Source organism: Streptomyces sp. NPDC003691, assembly GCF_053981115.1.
This window is the reverse complement of record NZ_JBSFNQ010000008.1, coordinates 132,711-150,859: the sequence shown is the minus strand read 5'-3', so window position 1 is coordinate 150,859 and position 18,149 is coordinate 132,711. Positions and strand designations below refer to the sequence as shown.

The window sequence follows — 18,149 nt, the reverse complement described above, 5'->3', positions numbered from 1 at the left end:
GGCCGGGCAGCAGCCGGAGAGCTGGGCAGCCGCCCGCCGCCCCCCGCCGGGTCGTACGACAGCCCTCCGCCGGGTCGTACGACGGCCCCGGCCCCCGGAGGCGGATTGCCTGCCGGGGGCCGGGGCCGTTGTCGTACGGGTGCTCACGGCTCACCGGCCGTGGCGTGGTGCGCCGGGGGGTCAGTCCCCGCCGCCGCCTCCGTCACCGCCGCCGGGGTTGCCCCCGCCGCCGTTGCCTCCGGGGTTGCCGCCACCGCCGCCACCGGACCGGCCGGCGTTCCCGCTCCCGGGGTTGCCGTTCCCGCCGTTCCCGTTGCCGCCGTTCCCGTTCCCGTTGTCGGGCCCGCGGTCGCCGCCCTCGCCCTCGCCACGGCCGCCCTCGCGGCCTTCGCCGTCCTCGCCGCCGCCGTCGCCCTCGCCTTCACCCTCGGTGTCGGTCTTGGGGTCCGGGATGTTGACCCGGTTGAACTGCGGCCGGTCCTTGCCCTTCAGCGCGTCGCGCATCGCGTCGCGCCAGATCGAACCGGGGACCTCACCACCGAAGACCTTGGCCTTGAACTTGCCACCGATGGTGATGTTGAACATCTCCACCCGCTGGGTCGGGCTGCCGACCCAGACCGCGCCCGCGAGGTTCGGGGTGTAGCCCACGAACCAGGCGTTCTTCCGGCCGTCGGTGGTACCGGTCTTACCCGCGCTCTCCCGGCCCGCGAGCCCGGCGGACCGGCCGGTGCCCTGGTCCGAGACCACGCCCTTGAGCAGCTCGTTCACCGTGTCGGCGGTCTGCTCGCTCATCGCCCGGGAGCACGTCGAACGCGGCGGCGTCAGCTTCCGGCCGTCGCTCGTCTTGATGGACTGGATGGCGACCGGGGTGCAGTACATGCCCCGGCTCGCGAAGGTCGCGTACGCCGACGCCATGGTCAGCGGGGACATGCCCTCCGAGCCCAGCGTCAGACCGGAGGGGGACATCTGGAGCTTCTTGCCGTTGCCGACGACCAGACCCAGCTTGTCCGTCATCTTCTTCACCGGGCAGAGCCCGATGTCTTCGATCATCTGGACGAAGTAGGTGTTGACCGAGAGTGCCATCGCCCGCTTCAGCGGGTACGGGCCCTTCTCCGATTCCATCTCGTTGGTCAGGTCCTCGCCGGAGGTGTTGACCCAGGACTCGCCGTTGCAGGCCGAGATCCGGTCGGGGTACGGCATCTCGTACGGCGAGGAGTACGTCTGGGTGGCCGGACGGCCCTCCTCCAGCGCGGCCGCCGCCACGAACGGCTTGAACGTCGAGCCGACCGGGAAGCCGAAGTTCGACCCGCCCATCTTGTGGTCGACGGAGTAGTTGATCTGGGTCTCGTTCTTGCCGAAGCCGTACGGCCTGGACTGGCCCATCCCCAGGATCTTCCCGGTGCCGGGCTCGACCATGGTCACCGCGGTGGCGACCTTGTCGCCCTTGTAGACGTACTCCTTGATGGAGTCCTGTACCGCCTGCTGGGACTTCGGGTCCAGGGTGGTGCGGATGGTCAGACCGCCGCGGTTCCACAGCTTGGCGCGGTCCTCGGGGGTCTTGCCGAAGGCGGGGTCCCGGTGGAAGACCTTCCGGACGTAGTCGCAGAAGAAGCCCGCGCCGTTGTCGGCGGTGATGCAGCCGTTCTTGGGGCTGTTCACCTTGAGCGCGACCGGCTTGGCCTTCGCCTTCGCCGCGTCCGCCTGCGATACCGCTCCGACCTGTGCCATCCGGGTCAGCACCACATTGCGGCGCTGGAGGGCGACATCCGGGTTGTTGACCGGGTCGTAGCGGCTCGGGGACTGGACCAGCCCGGCGAGCAGCGCCGCCTCCTCCAGCTTGAGGTCCTTGGCGGACTTGGAGAAGTACCGCTTGGACGCGGCCTCGATGCCGTACGCCTGCTGCCCGAAGAACGTGATGTTGAGGTAGTTCTCCAGGATCTTCTTCTTGCCCAGCTCCTCCTCGACCTGGATCGCGTACTTCAGCTCGCGGATCTTCCGGCCGGGGGTCTGCTGGATGGCTTCGGCGACCTTGTCGGCGTCGTCGCCCGCCTCCTCCACGAAGACGTTCTTCACATACTGCTGCGTCAGCGTCGAACCGCCCTGGGCGACCCCGCCCTCCTGGGCGTTCTTGTTGATCGCCCGCAGGATGCCCTTGAGGTCGATCGCGCCGTGCTCGTAGAAGCGCGAGTCCTCGATGGCGATGATCGCCTTCTGCATGTACGGCGATATCGCGGTCAGCGGGACGACCTGGCGGTCACGGGAGTAGACCGTGGCTATCTCGTCGCCGTTGGCGTCGAGGATTCTGGTGCGCTCGCTGAGCGGCGGGGTCTTGAGATTGGCGGGAATCTCGTCGAACTTCTTGACCGTCCCCTTGGCGGCCAGCCCCAGCGCCCCGGCGGCCGGCAGGGCGATGCCCGCGAGTACCGCTCCGGAGAGCATGCTGATACCGAGGAACGTGGCGGCCTGGCGGGTCGCCGACCGGCCTCCGCCCGAGCGCTTCAATGGCATGGCGATGATCCAATGTGGTTCTGTCCGGAAGGTAATTGTCCCTGATCACGGGAGCTGTCCCGGTGACGGAATATCGACGATCTTGTAACCGAATCCCCGGCAGGTCATGACACCCCCGGCCGCTTCCCTACGGACGCGCCCGGCGGGGGCGCGTCCGGGGTGTCCCGTCCGTAGGCCGACGTCTTCCCCGGGCCGTGGAACACGGCCTGCGCCATGAACTCGGTGATCTCCTTCAGCCGGCTCTCCGGCATCCCGGGGCCCGCGCAGACGTTGACGAAGACGGGGGAGTCCGGGTCGGGGACCCCGCCGATGGCGCCCGAGTAGCCGTACGCCCCGCCGAGCTCCTTGCAGTACTCGTAGAGTTCGGTGTCGCGAGTGAGGGGCCGGCCGAGCTCCCGGACCTTTTCGGGAACATTGGTGTGGGGGGCTATCCCGAACTGCACCAGCACCCCGTCGGGCCGGAGCCGCTTCATCGGCAAGCAGCTGGCCTCGGCGGTGCAGGGCTGCGGGAACGCGGTCAGCGGCTGGGTCGAGAGATAGACGGTGTTGTTGCCGACAAGGTTCTCCTCGCCGGGGCGGTCGGGCGTGCCCAGCGTGTGCCACGCCACCGGAACGCTCAGCTCCATCCCGGCCAGCGTGGGCTGGGAGACCGTCTTCCGGGCCTGGCGCGGCGCCGCCGGGGTGAGCGGGGGGCCGGTGCGTTCGGAGCTTTCGGCGACCATCGGCCGGGTGTCCCGGCCGTCCCCGGTCAGTGCCTCGGGCAGCAGCAGGCCACCGCAGGCGATGGCGGTGACGGTCAGGACGGTGCCCAGGGCCCGCTGCCTGCGCCGCCGTCGCCGTACCCGCTCCCGTACCTGTCCCATCCGGTCCAGCGGGGTCGGCAGATTGGGCACCGTACGGGCCAGCAGAACCCGCAGTTCGTGCTCCGCCGCACCGTCGTGCTCCCGGCCGTCCGCCGGGGCGTCCACCGGGCCGTCCGGCAGCCGGTCACGCGGCTCGGTCACAGGGCTCACCGCCTTCCACGAGGGAGACCGGCAGTACCGACCGCAGGGTCTTCAGCGCCTTGGCCGACTGGCTTTTGACGGTGCCCTGGGTGCAGCCCAGGGTGTCGGCGGTCTCCGCCACGCTCAGATCCTCGAAGAACCGCAGGACCACGACGGCCCGCTGCCGCCGGGGGAGCGCCCGGACCGCGGCGGCCAGCGACTGCTCCAGGTCCACCCGGGCGAAGACGTCGTACGGACGGCAGCCCGGGTCGGCCGGGCCCTCCGGCAGCTCGGCGTGCGGCACTTCGCCGCGCCAGCGTCTGCGCCACCACTCGGTGTAGGTGTTCACCAGGGTCTTGCGGATGTACGCCTCCGGGTGCTCCCCGGCGATCCGCGGCCACTTCGGCCACACCTTGGCGAGCGCGGTCTGCAACAGGTCCTCGGCCAGGTGCGCGTCGCCCGTCAGCAGCCAGGCCGTACGCAGCAGCCGGGGCCCCCGCGCGGCGACGAACTGCTCGAAGCCCGTGTCGTCGACCGGCAACCCCATCCCGCAGACCATGCCCTTCCCGTACCGTTCCGCTGTCTTCCCGGTGCTGTCCCACACAGGAGGAATGGGCCGGGGCCCCGGATAGGTTGCCTCCGGGTGCCGGAAATCTTCCGGCGTCCGGTGACCGGGGCCTTTGTCCGGTCCGTCCGCGGGAGCCGGATACGGGTACCGCCCGCCTCCCCGGGTGCGGAAGACGGGCGGTCGTGGGGGACGGGGCCTGCGGCCCGGCGGGCCTCGCGGCCCGGCGGGGGTCAGATGACCTTGTGGGCGATCCAGGTGTCGAGCTCGTAGCGGGCGCCGATGACGTTCAGCGTTCCGGCCGCCACCCGGGGCGATATCTGGGGCTCCACGAGTAGTTGGTCCCGGATCCGCCGGATGTTCTCGTTGATCGCCAGGTTCTCCCGGTTCGGAGTGCCCGCGGGCGGGATCGCGTCCTTGATGGCCGTGGTGAGGAACTCGAGGCGCGGGGGAAAGCCGGGAGCGGTGGGGTTGTCCTTCCTGGTGATCGCCTCCTTCACCGCGCCGCAGTCCTGGTGACCGAGGACGACGATGAGCTTCACGCTCGGCTTGGTCGCGGCGTAGGCGGTGCTGCCGAGCACGGCTCCGTCCAGGACCTGTCCGGCGGTCCGGCTGACGAAGAGGTCGCCGAGACCCTGGTCGAATACCAGCTCCGGAGGCACCCGGGAGTCGATACAGCTCACGATCATCGCCCAGGGGGTCTGCGCGGTGACGAGCAGAGCGCGGGTGTCCTGGTACTCGCGCGGGTGGACCTGGGCCTGGACCTTCCAGCGGGCGTTGCCCTCGTTGAACAGCTCGAACTCCGCCTGGGTCGGGCTGCTGGGCGGTGTCCAGGTCGAACTCCGCCGTGCGGCCCGCGGCGCGGCGGCGGCGGGCGAGGCGCCCCAGGCCAGTCCGGTTCCCGCCACCAAGCCTCCGGCAGCCATGCCGCGTAACAGACCACGACGACTGCTCGCCGCTGAATTTGCCGAGGTTTGCGAGCCAGTTGACTGCTTCTTTTCCATTTCTTTCATGAAACGAGAATCTAGGCTTGGGTCTTGCCATAAGTAAGCGATCAAATTCGCCAAGGTGAAATGCGGGACATGGGGTGTTTGGTGAGGCGGGAGGGGGTGGCGGTGACGGAAAGCGGTATCTCTCATTCAGTCCGGCGGTGCCCGTCGTGGCCCCACTTCGACGTGCATCGACGCGTGTCACCTACACCTACATCGGGCGGTTCCGCTCGCGCCGGGTCGGCGGTATGGCGCGACGGCCGGGGTCCGGGCCGGAAGGGGCCGGGACTTGCCCGTGTGGAAGGTGTTCGGCGAGGGTAGGGGCGGGGCGGCGGGCCCCGCGCCGAAATCCGCTGGCGCGGCGGGCGGGTACGGCGAAGACTCGCCCCATGGCTGATATGGACGCTTTCCGGAACGCGGTCACGGCATGGGCGGCCGGTAGACCCCGCCGTACCCGCGGCGCCGGTCGCGGACCGGAGGCCGAGGCCGTCCACGGTCCCCGCGGCCCCCATGGTGGCCGGGAGGCCGAGGCCGTCCACAGCGCCGGCGGCCCCCGCGGCGGACGGGAGACCGAAGCCACCCACGGCACCGGCACCAGCACCGGCACCGGCGATCGCGGCCGGACCGCGTGCGACCTCGCCGCCCGACTGCCCGTCCGTACGGTCGTTCTCCTCGAAGGCCTCAGCGATGCCGCGGCGGTCAATGCCCTGGCCGCGCGCCGCGGCCGGGACCTGGCGGCCGAAGGCGTCTGTGTCCTGCCGATGGGCGGCGCGATGAACGTCGGACGCTTCACCGCCCTGCTCGGGCCGTCCGGCCTGGGTCTCCGGCTGACGGGGCTCTGCGACGAGGCGGAGCGTCCGTACTACGTCCGCGCCTGGGAGCGTTCCGGCGCCGCCCCGGAGGGGATCTTCGTCTGTGCGGCGGACCTGGAGGACGAACTGATCCGCGCGCTGGGCCCGGACCGGGTGCGGGAACTCGTCCGCGGCGAGGGCGACGTACGCCCCCTGACGACCTTCCTCCAGCAGCCCGCCCAGCAGGACCGCACCGCACAGCAGCAGTTGCGCCGTTTCCTCGGCACCAAGAAGGGCCGCAAGATCCACTACGGCGGTGTCCTGGTCGGCGCTCTCACTCCCGACCGGGTCCCGGCCCCGCTGGACGATCTCCTGGCCGCGCTCTGAGACCCCGGCGCCTCAGGGCAGGTCGGTCAGCTCCGGAACCTCTCCCGCCAACTGGGTGGTGTCGAGTACCGAGAAGCGGGCGCCCTGCGGATCGGTGAGGGTGGCGAACCGCCCGAACGGACTGTCCGTCGGCGCGAGCAGGACGGTGGCGCCGTGTCCGACGGCCGCCGCGACGGCCCGGTCGCAGCCGGCGACGTTGAAGTAGACGTTGAGCCCGGCGGGCGTACCGGCCAGGTAGTCGTCTTCCGCCTGCACCCGGCCCAGGAGCGGTCCGCCGCCGGCGCTGTAGACGCGGAAGTCCAGCTCGGGATCGTCCATCTGCTGCGAGGCGTACCCGAAGACGGCGGGGTAGAAGGCGTCCGCCGCCGGATCCCGGCTGACCACCTCCGCCCAGCGGTACGCGCCCACCTGCTCCATGCCCGCCTCGAAACCCTTGTGCGTGCCCGGCTGCCAGACCCCGAAGACGGCTCCTTCGGGATCGGCGGCAACGCAGTACGAGCCGAGGTCGCCGGCCTTCACCGGCGCCAGCAGCACCCGGCCGCCGTGCTCGGTGATCCGGGCCGCGGCGGCTACCGCGTCCGGCGAGGCGAGATGGAGGCACCACAGCGGGGTGCCCTCCCGCCCGGGCAGCGGCGGTACGAAGGCGGCGACCGCCTTCCCGTCCGCGTACGCCTGGGTGTACGTGCCCTTCTCCGACTCCGCCGCGCGGAACGTCCAGCCGAGGACGGGGCCGTAGAAACTCTTCGCCGCCTCGGCGTCGGGGAACATCCCGTCGGCCCAGACGGGGGTGCCCTGGGGTGTCTCGCTCATGGTCGCGGTTCCTCCCTGTGGTGGGGTTCGTCCCGGGAATCCACGCTAGCCATGCCGGGACCCCGCCGCCCGCCGAATTCGAAAATCTGTTCGCACCAAAGCGGGCTCGGCCCGCAGGGCCGGACGGCACCGCCGGGCCGGGCCCGCGAACGGCGGCGCCGGAGCACGGAGCCGGGGCGCGCTCAGGGTCCCCGGCGTCCCCCGGGGTCCCTCCGGCGCAAGGCGTGTCCTCCGATAGAGGCCCCTTGCGCCCCGCAGGCCGGGTGCGGCCGGTCCCCGGGGCATGATCACGACACCCCGGGAGGTGGCCGCCCATGGTCGTCGTGATCGCCGTCGCCGCGCTCGCCCTGCTGGCGGGCCTCGCGGTCAACCAGTGGCTGCGACCCCGGCTGACGACCGCCGACGACAGCGAGGGGATGGCGCTCAAGGACCTGGTGGAACCGTTGCTGACCCTGACCGTGCTGCTGCTCGCGTTCGTCCTGGTCACCGCGTCCGCCTCGTACGGAAAGGCCGAGGTCGCCGCCCGCGGGGAGGCCCGCGCCCTGGACCAGCTGACCGAGATCGCCGAGTACGCCCCCGGGGAACAGCGAGCCCGGATCCAGGCCGCCGCCGTCTGCTACGCCCGCGCCGTACGTGCCGAGGAGTGGCCCGCCATGGCCGACGGGAACGGCTCCGCCGCCCCGAGCGTGTGGTCGACCGACTTCCGCCGCACCTTCCGCGAGCTGGCGGGCGAACAGGCCTTCGGCATGCTCGTCGCCGCCGACAACAAGCGCTCCCAGGAGCGCGAGGAGCGTCTCACCCAGTCGACGGCGAGTGTCCCCGCCGCCATTCTCTGGTTCCTGCTCGCCACCGTGGCGATCATGGTGGTGACCCTGGGGATCTGCCTCCCCCGCCGGAACAACTTCGGCCAGGTGGCTGTCCTCGTCGTGATCACCGCGCTGCTGACGACGACGCTCTGCATCATCCACGACGTCGACCGCCCCTTCGGGGGTGTCATCACCGTCAGCCCGGCCGCGATCGCCGACGCCGAGCGCCAGTCCACCCGCGACTTCCTCGCCCACCACCCGGAATCCGGCATCCCCTGCGACTCCAGCGGCAACCGCCGTTCCGCGTAAGACGGACGTTCGCATAACGGCACCATGTCCCCCGCCCGCTTCGTACGCTTACCGGATCGCAGCGCATCGCACCGTTCCGGTCGACGACAGGGGTTCCACGTGAGGCATGAGTCCGGCCGGGCTGCCGGGAGACCGTTTCTGTATGTCGTCGTCTGTGCCGCCGGAATAGCCGGCGAGTCGGGAAAGCTGATCGCCGCGGCGCGGGCGGCGGGCTGGGACGTGGGTGCCGTCGCGACCCCGCAGGCCCTCGGCTTCCTCGACGCGGCCGCCGTGGAGAAGCAGACCGGGTATCCGATCCGGTCCGCCTGGCGGCTCCCGGGCGAACCCCGCCCGCTGCCCCCGCCGGACGCCGTCGCGGTGGCCCCGGCCACGTTCAACACGATCAACAAATGGGCCGCGGGGATCTCGGACACGCTGGCGCTGGGGATCCTGTGCGAGGCGTACGGCTCGGGGGTACCGATCGCCGTACTCCCGTACGTGAACAGCGCCCAGGCCGCACACCCCGCCTATCCGCGGAGCCTGGCGCGCCTGAGCGGCATGGGCGTACTGATCGGCTCGTACGTCCCCCACCCGCCCCGGCAGGGAGCGGGCGAGCGCTTCCGCTGGGAGGAAGCACTGGAACTCCTCGGCCCGGAGGTGCCGGGGCTGGGGGGCGTGCGGGGACTCGGCGCGTGAGGGGATGACGGGAAACCCGGGCGGAGGGGGGCGAGAAGAAACCCGGGCGGAGGGGATCCGGCCCGGGCATGAAAAGAGCCCCCTGTCGGATTCGAACCGACGACCTACGCATTACAAGGGCCTGCAGGATCGTCTCGGGCGATCCGGGGGTGTGCTCCGCGAACCTGTTTTCGCAGGTCAGGCCTGAGTTTGGTGCTGGTGGGTCCATCTGGAGACGGAAGGGGCCAACCCGTCCGCTCGCGCGGCGCTCACGCAGGCGCTCGGCGAACTCATTCGGTCTGAGGCCGTGCCGATGGGGCGCGATCACCATCAACTCTCATTTGATGCAGGTCAGTTGTGGCAATCTGATCGCGCGACCTCGAACGGTAGGTGAGATGTGTGGAAAGGTCTGCAAGGTCGGAGTTTGGCAAAGTGGGTAAAATCCTGCTGCTGCTCCGATAGGACACCAGGTCGGCGCCTGTGGTCCCCGCGCCTGCGGGGGTGGTCCCCGCTTCATCGAGCCTGACGGCGCGGGTCTGCTGTGGTCCCCGCGCCTGCGGGGGTGGTCCCTGCTCGGCGGCGTACCGGTATCCGTCCGTGATGTGGTCCCCGCGCCTGCGGGGGTGGTCCCGAGACGTGCACCGCCCGGAGGGCCATCTTGTAGTGGTCCCCGCGCCTGCGGGGGTGGTCCCGCCGCAGCAGCCGCTCTCCCTGCCTGGACCGGGTGGTCCCCGCGCCTGCGGGGGTGGTCCGTCCGGAGACCTTCCTGTGGCTGATGCGATAGCTTGCTTCCCGCGCCTGTGGAGGTGGCCTCTACCTCGCCGCGCAGAACGGCTGCGCCGACCCGTGCTCCCCGCGCCTGCGGGAGTGGCCCCCGAGAGCCCGCCTCGCGGGTTGTACCACCTGCTCCCCGCGCCTGCGGGGCTCCACAAGCTGGCCCCGTGAAGGTGCCTCCGGCGACTAGGCGCGGCAGTTACTAGTAACCGAGATCCTGCTTCGCTAGTTGAGCGTTGCCTGTCAACAAGTTCAATGGACACGGGAGTTCGCGTCGTCACGCTTTGTCGCCGTAGTCTGCGCGGCAGGGGCGCCCCCCTGAAAAGAAGAGGGAGGCCGCACGTAGAACCGTGCTGGGTCGTTGCAGCGACGCAGCAGGTGTGAGGCCTCCCGTCCGCCGAGCGCAGCACACTCATAGGACGGAGCGATTCTACTCATGCCCATTCTGACCCAGCCCGCCCAGCCTCCAGATGGCATCAACTGGCTGCTCATTCTGGCGATGATCACGGCCTCTCCGGGGTGGCCGTGGGCCTGGGCGGTACTGGTGTCTGCCGGCGCCGCGCTGTCGTTCTGGTCGAGGCGCTGAGGCGTCAGCGGGGGCTCCTCCGTGGGCCCCCGCCCCATCCCACCGCTGTCCCTACCTCGACTCCCCGCCGCGTCGCAGCGGCTAAACGGAGGGCTTCGGAGTGAATTCTCAACCCTCGCCGCCCAGTAAATCTCCTTGGCCTGGCCCGATATCGGAAGTCCTCTCGGTAGCAGCGCGTGCTCCGTGGGCCAAGCATGATCGGAAGAGCGACGGCTGGATGCCCCTCTGGCGGCATATGGCGGACAGTGCGAGCGTCGCCGGGAAACTATGGGACGAGTGGCTGCCGGAGAACACCAAGTTCCAAGTTACGGATGTACTTCCCCATGGCGCCACGGATGCCGTTCGACTCGTAAGGTTCCTGGCGGCTACCCACGACGTCGGCAAATGCTCGCCTGCTTTCGCGTGCCAGGTCGAGCAACTCGCCTCGCGCATGAGGGACGTCGGCCTGGAGATGCGCACGGCCAAGGAGTACGGAGAGAGTCGACGACTTGCTCCGCACGGCCTGGCCGGACAGTTGATCCTGCAGGAGTGGCTGAAGGAGCGGTTCGAGCTGGGGCCCCGGACGGCGGGGCAGTTCGCAGTCGTCGCCGGTGGGCACCACGGGGTTCCGCCGGAGAGCGGGCAGATCCACGATCTGCAGTTGCGCCCCCATCTCGTACGCCATGCCGGCCCCGCGGAAGCCGTGTGGCAGCGAACGCAGTTCGAGTTGTTGGACTGGTGTGCCGAAATGACTGCTGCAACTGAGGTCTTGCCGTCGTGGCGCGACGTGAAGCTACCGCAAACGGTCCAGGTCCTGTTGACCGCCGTCGTGATCCTCGCCGACTGGATTGCCAGCTCCCCGGAGCTGTTCCCGTATGCGCCGGAGTCATGGCATCCCCTTGGCGCGGAAGGTGAAGCACGGCGACTGCGAGCGGCCTGGGAAGGGCTGGACCTGCCGGAACCCTGGCAGCCACAGGTTCCGTCGGTTTCTGCCCAGGAACTGTTCGCCGACCGTTTTCCCCAGCTCAGGGGCGCCATGCTGCGTCCGGTCCAGGCAGAAGCCGTCCGGCTGGCTCGGGAGATGGATCCGGGCGGACTGCTGATCATCGAGGCACCCATGGGAGAGGGGAAGACCGAGGCCGCGCTCGCGGCCGCGGAGGTGCTCGCCGCACGGTCCGGGGCCGGTGGGTTGCTGCTGGCGCTGCCCACTAGGGCCACCGGCGACGCCATGTTCGGACGGCTGCTGTCGTGGCTCGATGCGCTGCCGAAGGAGGGAGCGCGGTCGTGGTCGGTCGTCCTCGCGCACGCCAAGGCGGCGCTCCAGGAGGCATGGGCAGGCCTGCTCCGTTCGGGAAGCAGGGCGATCACAGCGATCGACCCGGACGAGGCCGGGAACGCTGCCGCCGTTTCATGGGGAGTGGATCACGAGGAAAGATGGCGGCCTTCGGGGCTCCACGCTCATCAGTGGCTCCGGGGACGGAAGAAGCAACTGCTGGCCTCGTTCGCCGTCGGGACCGTGGACCAGGTGCTCTTCGCGGCGTTGAAGAGCCGACACCTGGCCCTGCGCCACCTCGCGGTCGCCGGGAAGGTCGTGGTGATCGACGAGGTCCACGCGTACGACGCCTATATGAACCGGTACCTGGACCGGACCCTGGAGTGGCTGGCCGCCTATCGCGTGCCGGTGGTGCTGCTGTCGGCCACGCTTCCGGCCGCCCGGAGGAAGGAGCTGGCCGCCGCCTACGCGGGGCCGGAAAGCGCCGCGGACATCGAGACGGCTGCCGATGCCTACCCGCTGCTGACGGCGGTGTCACCGGGCCGCGGTGCCCTTACCGCGCGTCCGGCGGCAGCTTCGGACCGCGGTGCCACTGTCGTGGTCGAGCGGTTGGACGACGACCTTGCCGCGCTCGCCGACCGCCTGGAAGGGGAACTCTCGGACGGCGGTTGCGCGCTGGTCGTGCGCAACACGGTGGGCCGCGTGCTGGAGGCGGCCGAGGTGCTGCGAGAGCGATTCGGCGCGGAGAACGTGACCGTCACACACTCCCGGTTCCTTGCCGCCGACCGGGCGGCCAACGACGCCGACCTGTTGCGGAGGTTCGGACGTGGTGGCGAGCGTCCGGAACGCCATGTCGTGGTCGCCAGTCAGGTGGTCGAGCAGTCGCTCGATGTGAGTTTCGACCTGTTGGTCACGGACCTGGCCCCGGTTGACCTCGTACTCCAGCGTATGGGGCGCCTGCACCGGCATCCTGCGCACCGACCGGCCCCGCTGACGACGGCCCGGTGCCTGGTCACCGGTGTCGACTGGAGCGCCGCACCACCCTCCCCGGTGGCGGGCTCACGCGCGGTGTACCAGGGGGATTGGACCCTGCTGCGTTCGCTCGCTGGTCTCTCGCCCCATCTGGACGGCTTGCCGCTGCGGCTGCCGGACGACATCAGCCCGCTGGTTCAGAGTGCCTACGGTAGCGGGCCGATCGGGCCGCAAGAGTGGGCCGGGGAGATGGCCGAGGCCGAAGAGCGCTACCAGGCGCTGCTCACGGAGAAGCGACGCCTGGCGAACGGCTTTCTGCTGGGGCCGGTGCGACGCCCAGGACGCCCGGTGTACGGATGGCTGGAGACACACGCGGGGGACGCGGACGACAGCAGGAAAGGCAGGGCGCAAGTACGCGACGGCGAGGCGACGCTTGAGGTGCTGGTCGTGCAGCGTTCGGCGGACGGGCGGCTGCGTACGGTGCCGTGGCTCGACGGCGGGATGGCCGGCGGGAGGGGAGGCCTGGAGCTGCCCGTGGACTTCCCTCCGAACCGACGCGCTGCGGAGGCGGTGGCCGCCAGTGCGCTCACTCTGCCGGGGCGCTTCAGCAAGCAGTGGGTGATCGACGACGCCATCGAGGAGCTGGAGAAGTCCCTGGTCCCGGCCTGGCAGGTGAAGGAATGCCCCTGGTTGGCAGGTGAGTTGCTGATGGTGCTGGACGAGCGTTGTCAGACCCGGCTGTCAGGCTACGAGTTGAGCTACTGCCCCGCCGAAGGGCTGCAGGTCACGGATCCGAGTGCGTCCGTGGCCGGCCGGGGCGTACGGGACAAGGAGGCCGGGGATGCAACGGATGCCCGGACACCGCTTACGGGCCGGAGCACTGCCGACGGTCCGCAGGAAGCAGCGCACGAGGGGGACAGGGTGAGCCCATCGGCGTCCACTGCCGGAGAAGCAGGCCGGACGGGTTCCGAGGGCGCGGGGACCACCGGGTTCAGCCTCGTACACGATCCGTGGCTGCCGGTGCAGAGGTCCGCGGACGGTGCGGTTGAGGAGCTTTCCCTGCGCGATGTGTTCGTGCGGGCAGGTGAGCTGCGCAGGATCGTCGGAGACGTTCCTACCCAGGAAATGGTCTTGCTGAGGCTGATGCTGGCCGTCCTGTACGACGCGCTGCAAGGGCCTGCGGAGATGGAGGACTGGGAGGAGCTGTGGGAGGCGTCGGATCCCTTCTCCGTGGTTCTGGAGTATCTGGACCGACATGCATCCCGTTTCGAACTGTTCGACGAGGAGAGGCCGTTCTTCCAGGTACCCGGGCTCCGCACGGGGAAGGACGAGGTTGCCCCCCTGAGCCGGATCGTGGCGGACGTCCCGACCGGATCGGCACTGTTCTCCATGAGGCGTCCCGGCGTCGGGCGTCTGTCCTTCGCGGAGGCCGCCCGGTGGCTGGTGCACGTACACGCCTTTGACACCTCGGGCATCAAGTCCGCCATGCAGGGCGACGACGGACGGGCCAGAGCGGGCAAGGTCTATCCCCTCGGCGTAGGTTCGCTGGGGCTCCTGGGCGGTGTCTTCGCCGAAGGCGACACCCTGCAGGAGTCCCTGCTGCTCAACCTCATCGCCTTCGACAGTGCCTACCGGGACGGTGACTTCGGGGAGCGCGTCAAGGAGGACCTGCCGGTGTGGCGCCGGGCGGTGCCTCCGGGACCTGGCCCCCGGAGTGCCGCGGAAGGCGGTCCCGAGCCGCTGGGCCTGCGTGATCTCTACACGTGGCAGTCGCGCCGGGTCCGCCTGGTGCGGGACGGGGACTCGGTGACGGGTGTCGTCCTGGGATACGGCGATCCACCGGTCCAGCTGTCGCCCTGGCTGCTGGAGCCGATGACCGCATGGCGCCGTAGCCCTGTGCAGGAGAAGAAGCAGCAGCGCCCCGTCGTCTACACGCCCGCCCGGCACGACCCGCGCAGAGCAGCATGGCGCGGCATCGGGTCACTGCTCCCGGCCCGTGGGAGCGCGGCCGACGCCGGGCGCCGCAGCGGGCCCGACACCGAGCTCCGTTCCCGTACCGCCCGGTGGTTCACAGAAGTGATCACCGAGAGCGAGATCGACCCGGGAAAACTGGTGCGGCTGCGCACGGTCGGCGTGGTCTACGGGACCCAGCAGTCGGTGATCGACGAGATCATCGACGACTCCGTCCAGCTTCCCGTGGTGGCGATGCATGCGGTCAACGAGGTCTACGGTGCTGCCGCTATCGATGCGGTGCACGAAGCCGAGAAGGCTGTGCAGGGCCTCGGCCGGCTAGCAGCCAACCTCGTTCGTGCTGCGGGAGGCGAGAGTGCCGAGACGGCCGCCGCGACGGCCCGGGATCTTGGTTATGCGGCGCTGGACAGACCGTACCGGGCCTGGCTCGTCGAGCTTGCACGCCAGCCGGACCTTCAGGCTGCGCAGCAGCGGTGGCGGGAGACCGTCAGGGGGCACGTGCTCCGGCTGGCCTGGCAGGAGATCCGCTCCGCCGGACCCGCCGCCTTCGAAGGACGCGTCGTCGACGTTCCCGGGCTCGGCAGGACGCTGATCGACGCGGGCCGGGCGGAACTGTGGTTCCTCGCACAGCTGGACAAGGTGCTGGGACCGCCGCAGGCCGGCTTGCAGCGCCCCGGCGCCCTGGCCCGGCCCTCCTGAACGGCCGTCCTAACGGTCCCTGTCTCCCCGTCGTATCCGGATGATCCTCAGCCGCTTCCCCGGCCCTACTCGTCCTCAGGAGAACAGCCCATGGCATCCCAAGTTCCGGTGTCCGCCGGTGCCACCCCCGGCGGACCGCCAAGTCCGTCCCGTATGCCGTCGCTGCCCCGCGTCACCGTGTCGCGCGTCGTGGGCCGACTGCAGTCCGGTTACCAGCGCGATGCCCCCTGGGCGGTGGCCGATGTCGCCCGCCTCCGCCGTGAAGCGGGACGGGACGCGCATGAATCCCCCGCCACATGGGGTCTGGCACATCTGGAGACACTGGCCGATCTGCGGGACGAGCGGCGGGCGGCCGAGCAGGAGTCGCTCGGCGCAGGCCGGGCCGCACCCGCGTACCTGACGTCCACGGCGTACATGCGCCGGGAAGAGCAGGAGCAGCGCGAAGACTCAGCCGTACATCTCGCCGTGACGCTGTGGGCGCTTCACCAGCAGTCGCTGCGGGACACCCCCATGCACCTTCCCGGCTGGACCCTCGGCCGCTCGGTGCGACGGCTTGCCCACGGCGGCACGGGGACGCATGACAGCCGCAGCGCCGAGGACAACAGCGGCGGCACGCGCGGCACGGCGGACCAAGGGGGTGCAGGAGGAAGCGTCGAAGAGGTCAGCGAATCCGTACGGAAGCGGTTCGTACGCGTCGGCAGCGCGTCCGACGTCGAGGTGCTGGCCACCAGGCTGCGCGAGCTGGTTCTGCTGCTGCGTACGGCACGGATCCCGCTGGACTACGCGCATCTCGCCGATCAGCTCTTGTGGTGGCAGGACGAGAACCTCCGGGACGGCATCCGACGAGCCTGGGGTCGCGACTTCCACCGCCGATACCGGGCCGGAGGCCACAACGCGGACCCCGGCGGGCAGGACCCGGCCGACGGGTCCTCCACCTCGGCAGCGGCCACCGCGGGATTCGAGGACATCGACGGCGCCGAGTGAAGCGCCCGCACCGCCGAGGGGGCTGATGCCCCTCCCTTCCCCCACCATCCAGCCGGAACGGCAGACAAGGAACGGAACGCCCGTGACCCGCACGATCCTCGACATCCACATTCTGCAGAGCGTGCCGCCGAGCAACATGAACCGCGACGACACCGGAACCCCGAAGTCTGCTTACTACGGAGGGGTGCGCCGGGCCCGGGTCTCCAGCCAGGCGTGGAAGCGCGCCACCCGCGAGCGGTTCCAGGAACTGCTGCCTCCGGAGGACCTCGGCGTGCGGACCAAGAAGGTGGTGGAGGCGCTCGCGGAACGCATCACCGCCGCCGACGCCTCTCTCGCTGAAACCGCCGTCAAGCTTGCGGCGGAGGTGCTGACGGCCGCCACCGGCTCGGCGCTCGAGGCGCCGAAGCGGAAGGCGAAGAACGACGGAGACGGCGTGGTGATCGCCGAGTCGAAGTATCTGATGTTCCTCAGCAGGCGCCAGCTGGATGCCCTGGCCGAGCTGGCCGTGGCGTCGAGCGGGGGCGGGGACGTCGAAGCGCTCAAGAAGTCGCTCAAGGACAAGGAGGTGAAGGCACGGGCGCGCAGCGCGGTGGACACCCGCCACTCGGTGGACATCGCACTCTTCGGCCGGATGGTCGCCGACTCCGCCGATCTGAACGTGGATGCGGCCACCCAGGTCGCCCACGCGTTGAGCGTGCACCGTTCGGACATCGAGTCGGACTACTACACCGCCGTCGACGACCGCAGCAAGGAGTCCGAGTCGGGAGCCGGCATGATCGGCACGGTCGACTTCAACTCCGCCACGCTCTACCGGTACGCCGCCGTCGACGTGAACGAGCTGCAGCGGAACCTCGGTGACGACCTGGTGAACGACGGGGAGCGGCCCGGCACGCCCACTGCCAGGGCGGTCACCGCATTCCTGGAGGCGTTCATCACCTCGCTGCCGACCGGGAAGATCAACTCCTTCGGAAACCACACTCTGCCGTCCGCTGTCATTGTCACCCTCCGCGGCCGTCGACCGGTGAGCTTCGTCGGGGCCTTCGAACAGCCGGTGCCGAAGTCGGCGCTGGGCGGCTTCCTCCAGGAGAGCTGCCGCCGACTCGCGGCGTACGTCCCTGACCTGCAGAAGCAGTACGGTCTCGACAAGGATCCCACCTGGGTGTTCCGGGTCGGTGAGGAAACCCAGACCCTGGCTCCCCTGGGTACCGGAGTCACCCTGGACTCGCTCCTGAGCCAGGTCGGAGGCGCGGTCGCCGAGCGGCTGGAGTCCGGGGCGTGACGACGACACTGCTGCTACGGCTCGCTGGACCGTTGCAGTCATGGGGGTCGGCCTCCCGCTTCGTGCAGCGCACCACCGAGAACGCCCCGACGAAGAGCGGTGTACTGGGGCTGCTGGCCGCGGCCGAGGGGCGTGCGCGCGGTGCGGACGTCTCCGACCTTGCCGCGTTGCGGTTCGGGGTCAGGATCGACCAGCCGGGATCCCGCCTGGTCGACTTCCACAAGGCAGAGAACCACGACACCGGCCGGGTTATGCCGCTGTCGTACCGCTACTACCTCACCGACGCTGTCTTCGTCGCGGCTGTGGAAGGCGAAGACGGGTTGATCCGCCGTCTGCACGACGCCGTGGACGCGCCCCGCTTCCTTCCTTATCTCGGACGCCGTTCCTGCCCGCCGTCTCTGCCGCTGCTGTTCGCGGACTCTCTCAGCAGCTTGCCTCTGGAGACGGCCCTGCGGCAGGTGCCTTGGCAGGCGTCCCGGTGGTATGTGCGACAACTCCAGCGAACCGCGGGCGCCTCCGGCGAACCATCCGCCGCGGAGGAACTGGACCTGCTGCTCGACTGCGCGGCGGGCGAGACCCCGGACTTCTCGCTGCGCGACACACCCATCACCTACGATCCGCGGCACCGGCAGTACGCCCTCCGGGGCGTACGGAGCGACCACGTGAACGCGCCGCCACCGCACGACCCGACGGCCCATCTGCGGCCCGTTCCCGCCGGGGCCCCTCCGCGGAGTCCGGGCGCCGACGACGGCTACGGAACCACCGGGGGCGGCGGGCCCGCTGCGGATAGGCCCGCCCCGAATTCTCCGTCTGCCACGGACGTCTCCTAG

13 protein-coding genes and 1 CRISPR repeat array are annotated in these 18,149 nt (G+C 70.2%); of the genes, 8 read left to right on the top strand and 5 right to left on the bottom strand.

What is annotated here, in order from left to right:
* Positions 1 to 180 precede the first annotated feature (180 nt).
* The 4 genes from ACWDR0_RS06570 to ACWDR0_RS06555 all read right to left on the bottom strand — a co-directional run bounded on the left by ACWDR0_RS06570 (position 181) and on the right by ACWDR0_RS06555 (position 4,982).
* Entirely contained in the window at positions 181 to 2,508 is a 2,328-nt protein-coding gene (locus tag ACWDR0_RS06570; RefSeq protein WP_456350516.1) for a transglycosylase domain-containing protein, read from the bottom strand.
* Positions 2,509 to 2,612: 104 nt separating this feature from the next.
* Complete coding sequence (locus ACWDR0_RS06565; RefSeq protein WP_456350515.1) at positions 2,613 to 3,512, bottom strand: hypothetical protein; 900 nt, start codon at positions 3,510 to 3,512, stop codon at positions 2,613 to 2,615.
* The gene (locus ACWDR0_RS06560) at positions 3,496 to 4,038 is read right to left on the bottom strand and encodes a SigE family RNA polymerase sigma factor (RefSeq protein WP_456350514.1); all 543 of its coding nucleotides are present in this window, start codon (positions 4,036 to 4,038) and stop codon (positions 3,496 to 3,498) included. The genes ACWDR0_RS06565 and ACWDR0_RS06560 overlap by 17 nt, the downstream gene beginning before the upstream one ends.
* Positions 4,039 to 4,289: 251 nt before the next feature.
* Positions 4,290 to 4,982 carry a carbonic anhydrase gene (locus ACWDR0_RS06555; protein ID WP_456350513.1) on the bottom strand — a complete coding sequence of 231 codons (693 nt, stop codon included), beginning with the start codon at positions 4,980 to 4,982 and terminating at the stop codon, positions 4,290 to 4,292.
* Positions 4,983 to 5,434: 452 nt separating this feature from the next.
* Between ACWDR0_RS06555 and ACWDR0_RS06550 the strand changes: the two genes are divergently transcribed.
* On the top strand, positions 5,435 to 6,223 hold the full coding sequence (locus ACWDR0_RS06550) for a TOPRIM nucleotidyl transferase/hydrolase domain-containing protein (protein ID WP_456350512.1): 789 nt from the start codon (positions 5,435 to 5,437) through the stop codon (positions 6,221 to 6,223).
* A 12-nt stretch (positions 6,224 to 6,235) separates the two neighbouring features.
* Here the strand turns inward: ACWDR0_RS06550 and ACWDR0_RS06545 are convergent, their stop codons facing one another.
* Positions 6,236 to 7,033: a VOC family protein gene (locus ACWDR0_RS06545; protein WP_456350511.1), complete on the bottom strand. Its 798-nt coding sequence runs from the start codon at positions 7,031 to 7,033 to the stop codon at positions 6,236 to 6,238.
* Between the two features lie 314 nt (positions 7,034 to 7,347).
* Between ACWDR0_RS06545 and ACWDR0_RS06540 the strand changes: the two genes are divergently transcribed.
* The 7 genes from ACWDR0_RS06540 (at position 7,348) to cas5e (ending at position 18,149) form a co-directional block, all read left to right on the top strand.
* Positions 7,348 to 8,148, top strand: a complete 801-nt coding sequence (locus ACWDR0_RS06540) for a bestrophin-like domain (protein WP_456350510.1) — start codon at positions 7,348 to 7,350, stop codon at positions 8,146 to 8,148.
* A gap of 99 nt (positions 8,149 to 8,247) precedes the next feature.
* A complete protein-coding gene (locus ACWDR0_RS06535) occupies positions 8,248 to 8,823 on the top strand; it encodes a flavoprotein (RefSeq protein WP_456350509.1) in 576 nt (191 codons plus the stop codon).
* A gap of 459 nt (positions 8,824 to 9,282) precedes the next feature.
* A CRISPR array of direct repeats spans positions 9,283 to 9,554; the repeat unit is 28 nt; unit sequence GTGGTCCCCGCGCCTGCGGGGGTGGTCC.
* Between the two features lie 458 nt (positions 9,555 to 10,012).
* Entirely contained in the window at positions 10,013 to 10,162 is a 150-nt protein-coding gene (locus tag ACWDR0_RS06530; protein WP_456350508.1) for a hypothetical protein, read from the top strand.
* Between the two features lie 148 nt (positions 10,163 to 10,310).
* Entirely contained in the window at positions 10,311 to 15,056 is a 4,746-nt protein-coding gene (gene casA / locus ACWDR0_RS06525) for a type I-E CRISPR-associated protein Cse1/CasA (RefSeq protein ID WP_456350527.1), read from the top strand.
* Positions 15,057 to 15,146: 90 nt separating this feature from the next.
* On the top strand, positions 15,147 to 16,040 hold the full coding sequence (gene casB, locus ACWDR0_RS06520) for a type I-E CRISPR-associated protein Cse2/CasB (protein WP_456350507.1): 894 nt from the start codon (positions 15,147 to 15,149) through the stop codon (positions 16,038 to 16,040).
* Positions 16,041 to 16,122: 82 nt separating this feature from the next.
* Entirely contained in the window at positions 16,123 to 17,319 is a 1,197-nt protein-coding gene (gene cas7e / locus ACWDR0_RS06515) for a type I-E CRISPR-associated protein Cas7/Cse4/CasC (RefSeq protein ID WP_456350506.1), read from the top strand.
* Positions 17,316 to 18,149, top strand: a complete 834-nt coding sequence (cas5e, locus tag ACWDR0_RS06510; protein WP_456350505.1) for a type I-E CRISPR-associated protein Cas5/CasD — start codon at positions 17,316 to 17,318, stop codon at positions 18,147 to 18,149. Before cas7e ends, cas5e begins: the two co-directional genes overlap by 4 nt.

Coding starts and splice junctions, on each gene's coding strand:
- ACWDR0_RS06570 (WP_456350516.1), bottom strand. CDS start 2,508: ATGCCATTGAAGCGCTCGGGCGGAGGCCGGTCGGCGACCCGCCAGGCC.
- ACWDR0_RS06560 (WP_456350514.1), bottom strand. CDS start 4,038: ATGGGGTTGCCGGTCGACGACACGGGCTTCGAGCAGTTCGTCGCCGCG.
- ACWDR0_RS06555 (WP_456350513.1), bottom strand. CDS start 4,982: ATGGCTGCCGGAGGCTTGGTGGCGGGAACCGGACTGGCCTGGGGCGCC.
- ACWDR0_RS06550 (WP_456350512.1), top strand. CDS start 5,435: ATGGCTGATATGGACGCTTTCCGGAACGCGGTCACGGCATGGGCGGCC.
- ACWDR0_RS06545 (WP_456350511.1), bottom strand. CDS start 7,033: ATGAGCGAGACACCCCAGGGCACCCCCGTCTGGGCCGACGGGATGTTC.
- ACWDR0_RS06540 (WP_456350510.1), top strand. CDS start 7,348: ATGGTCGTCGTGATCGCCGTCGCCGCGCTCGCCCTGCTGGCGGGCCTC.
- ACWDR0_RS06530 (WP_456350508.1), top strand. CDS start 10,013: ATGCCCATTCTGACCCAGCCCGCCCAGCCTCCAGATGGCATCAACTGG.
- casB (WP_456350507.1), top strand. CDS start 15,147: ATGGCATCCCAAGTTCCGGTGTCCGCCGGTGCCACCCCCGGCGGACCG.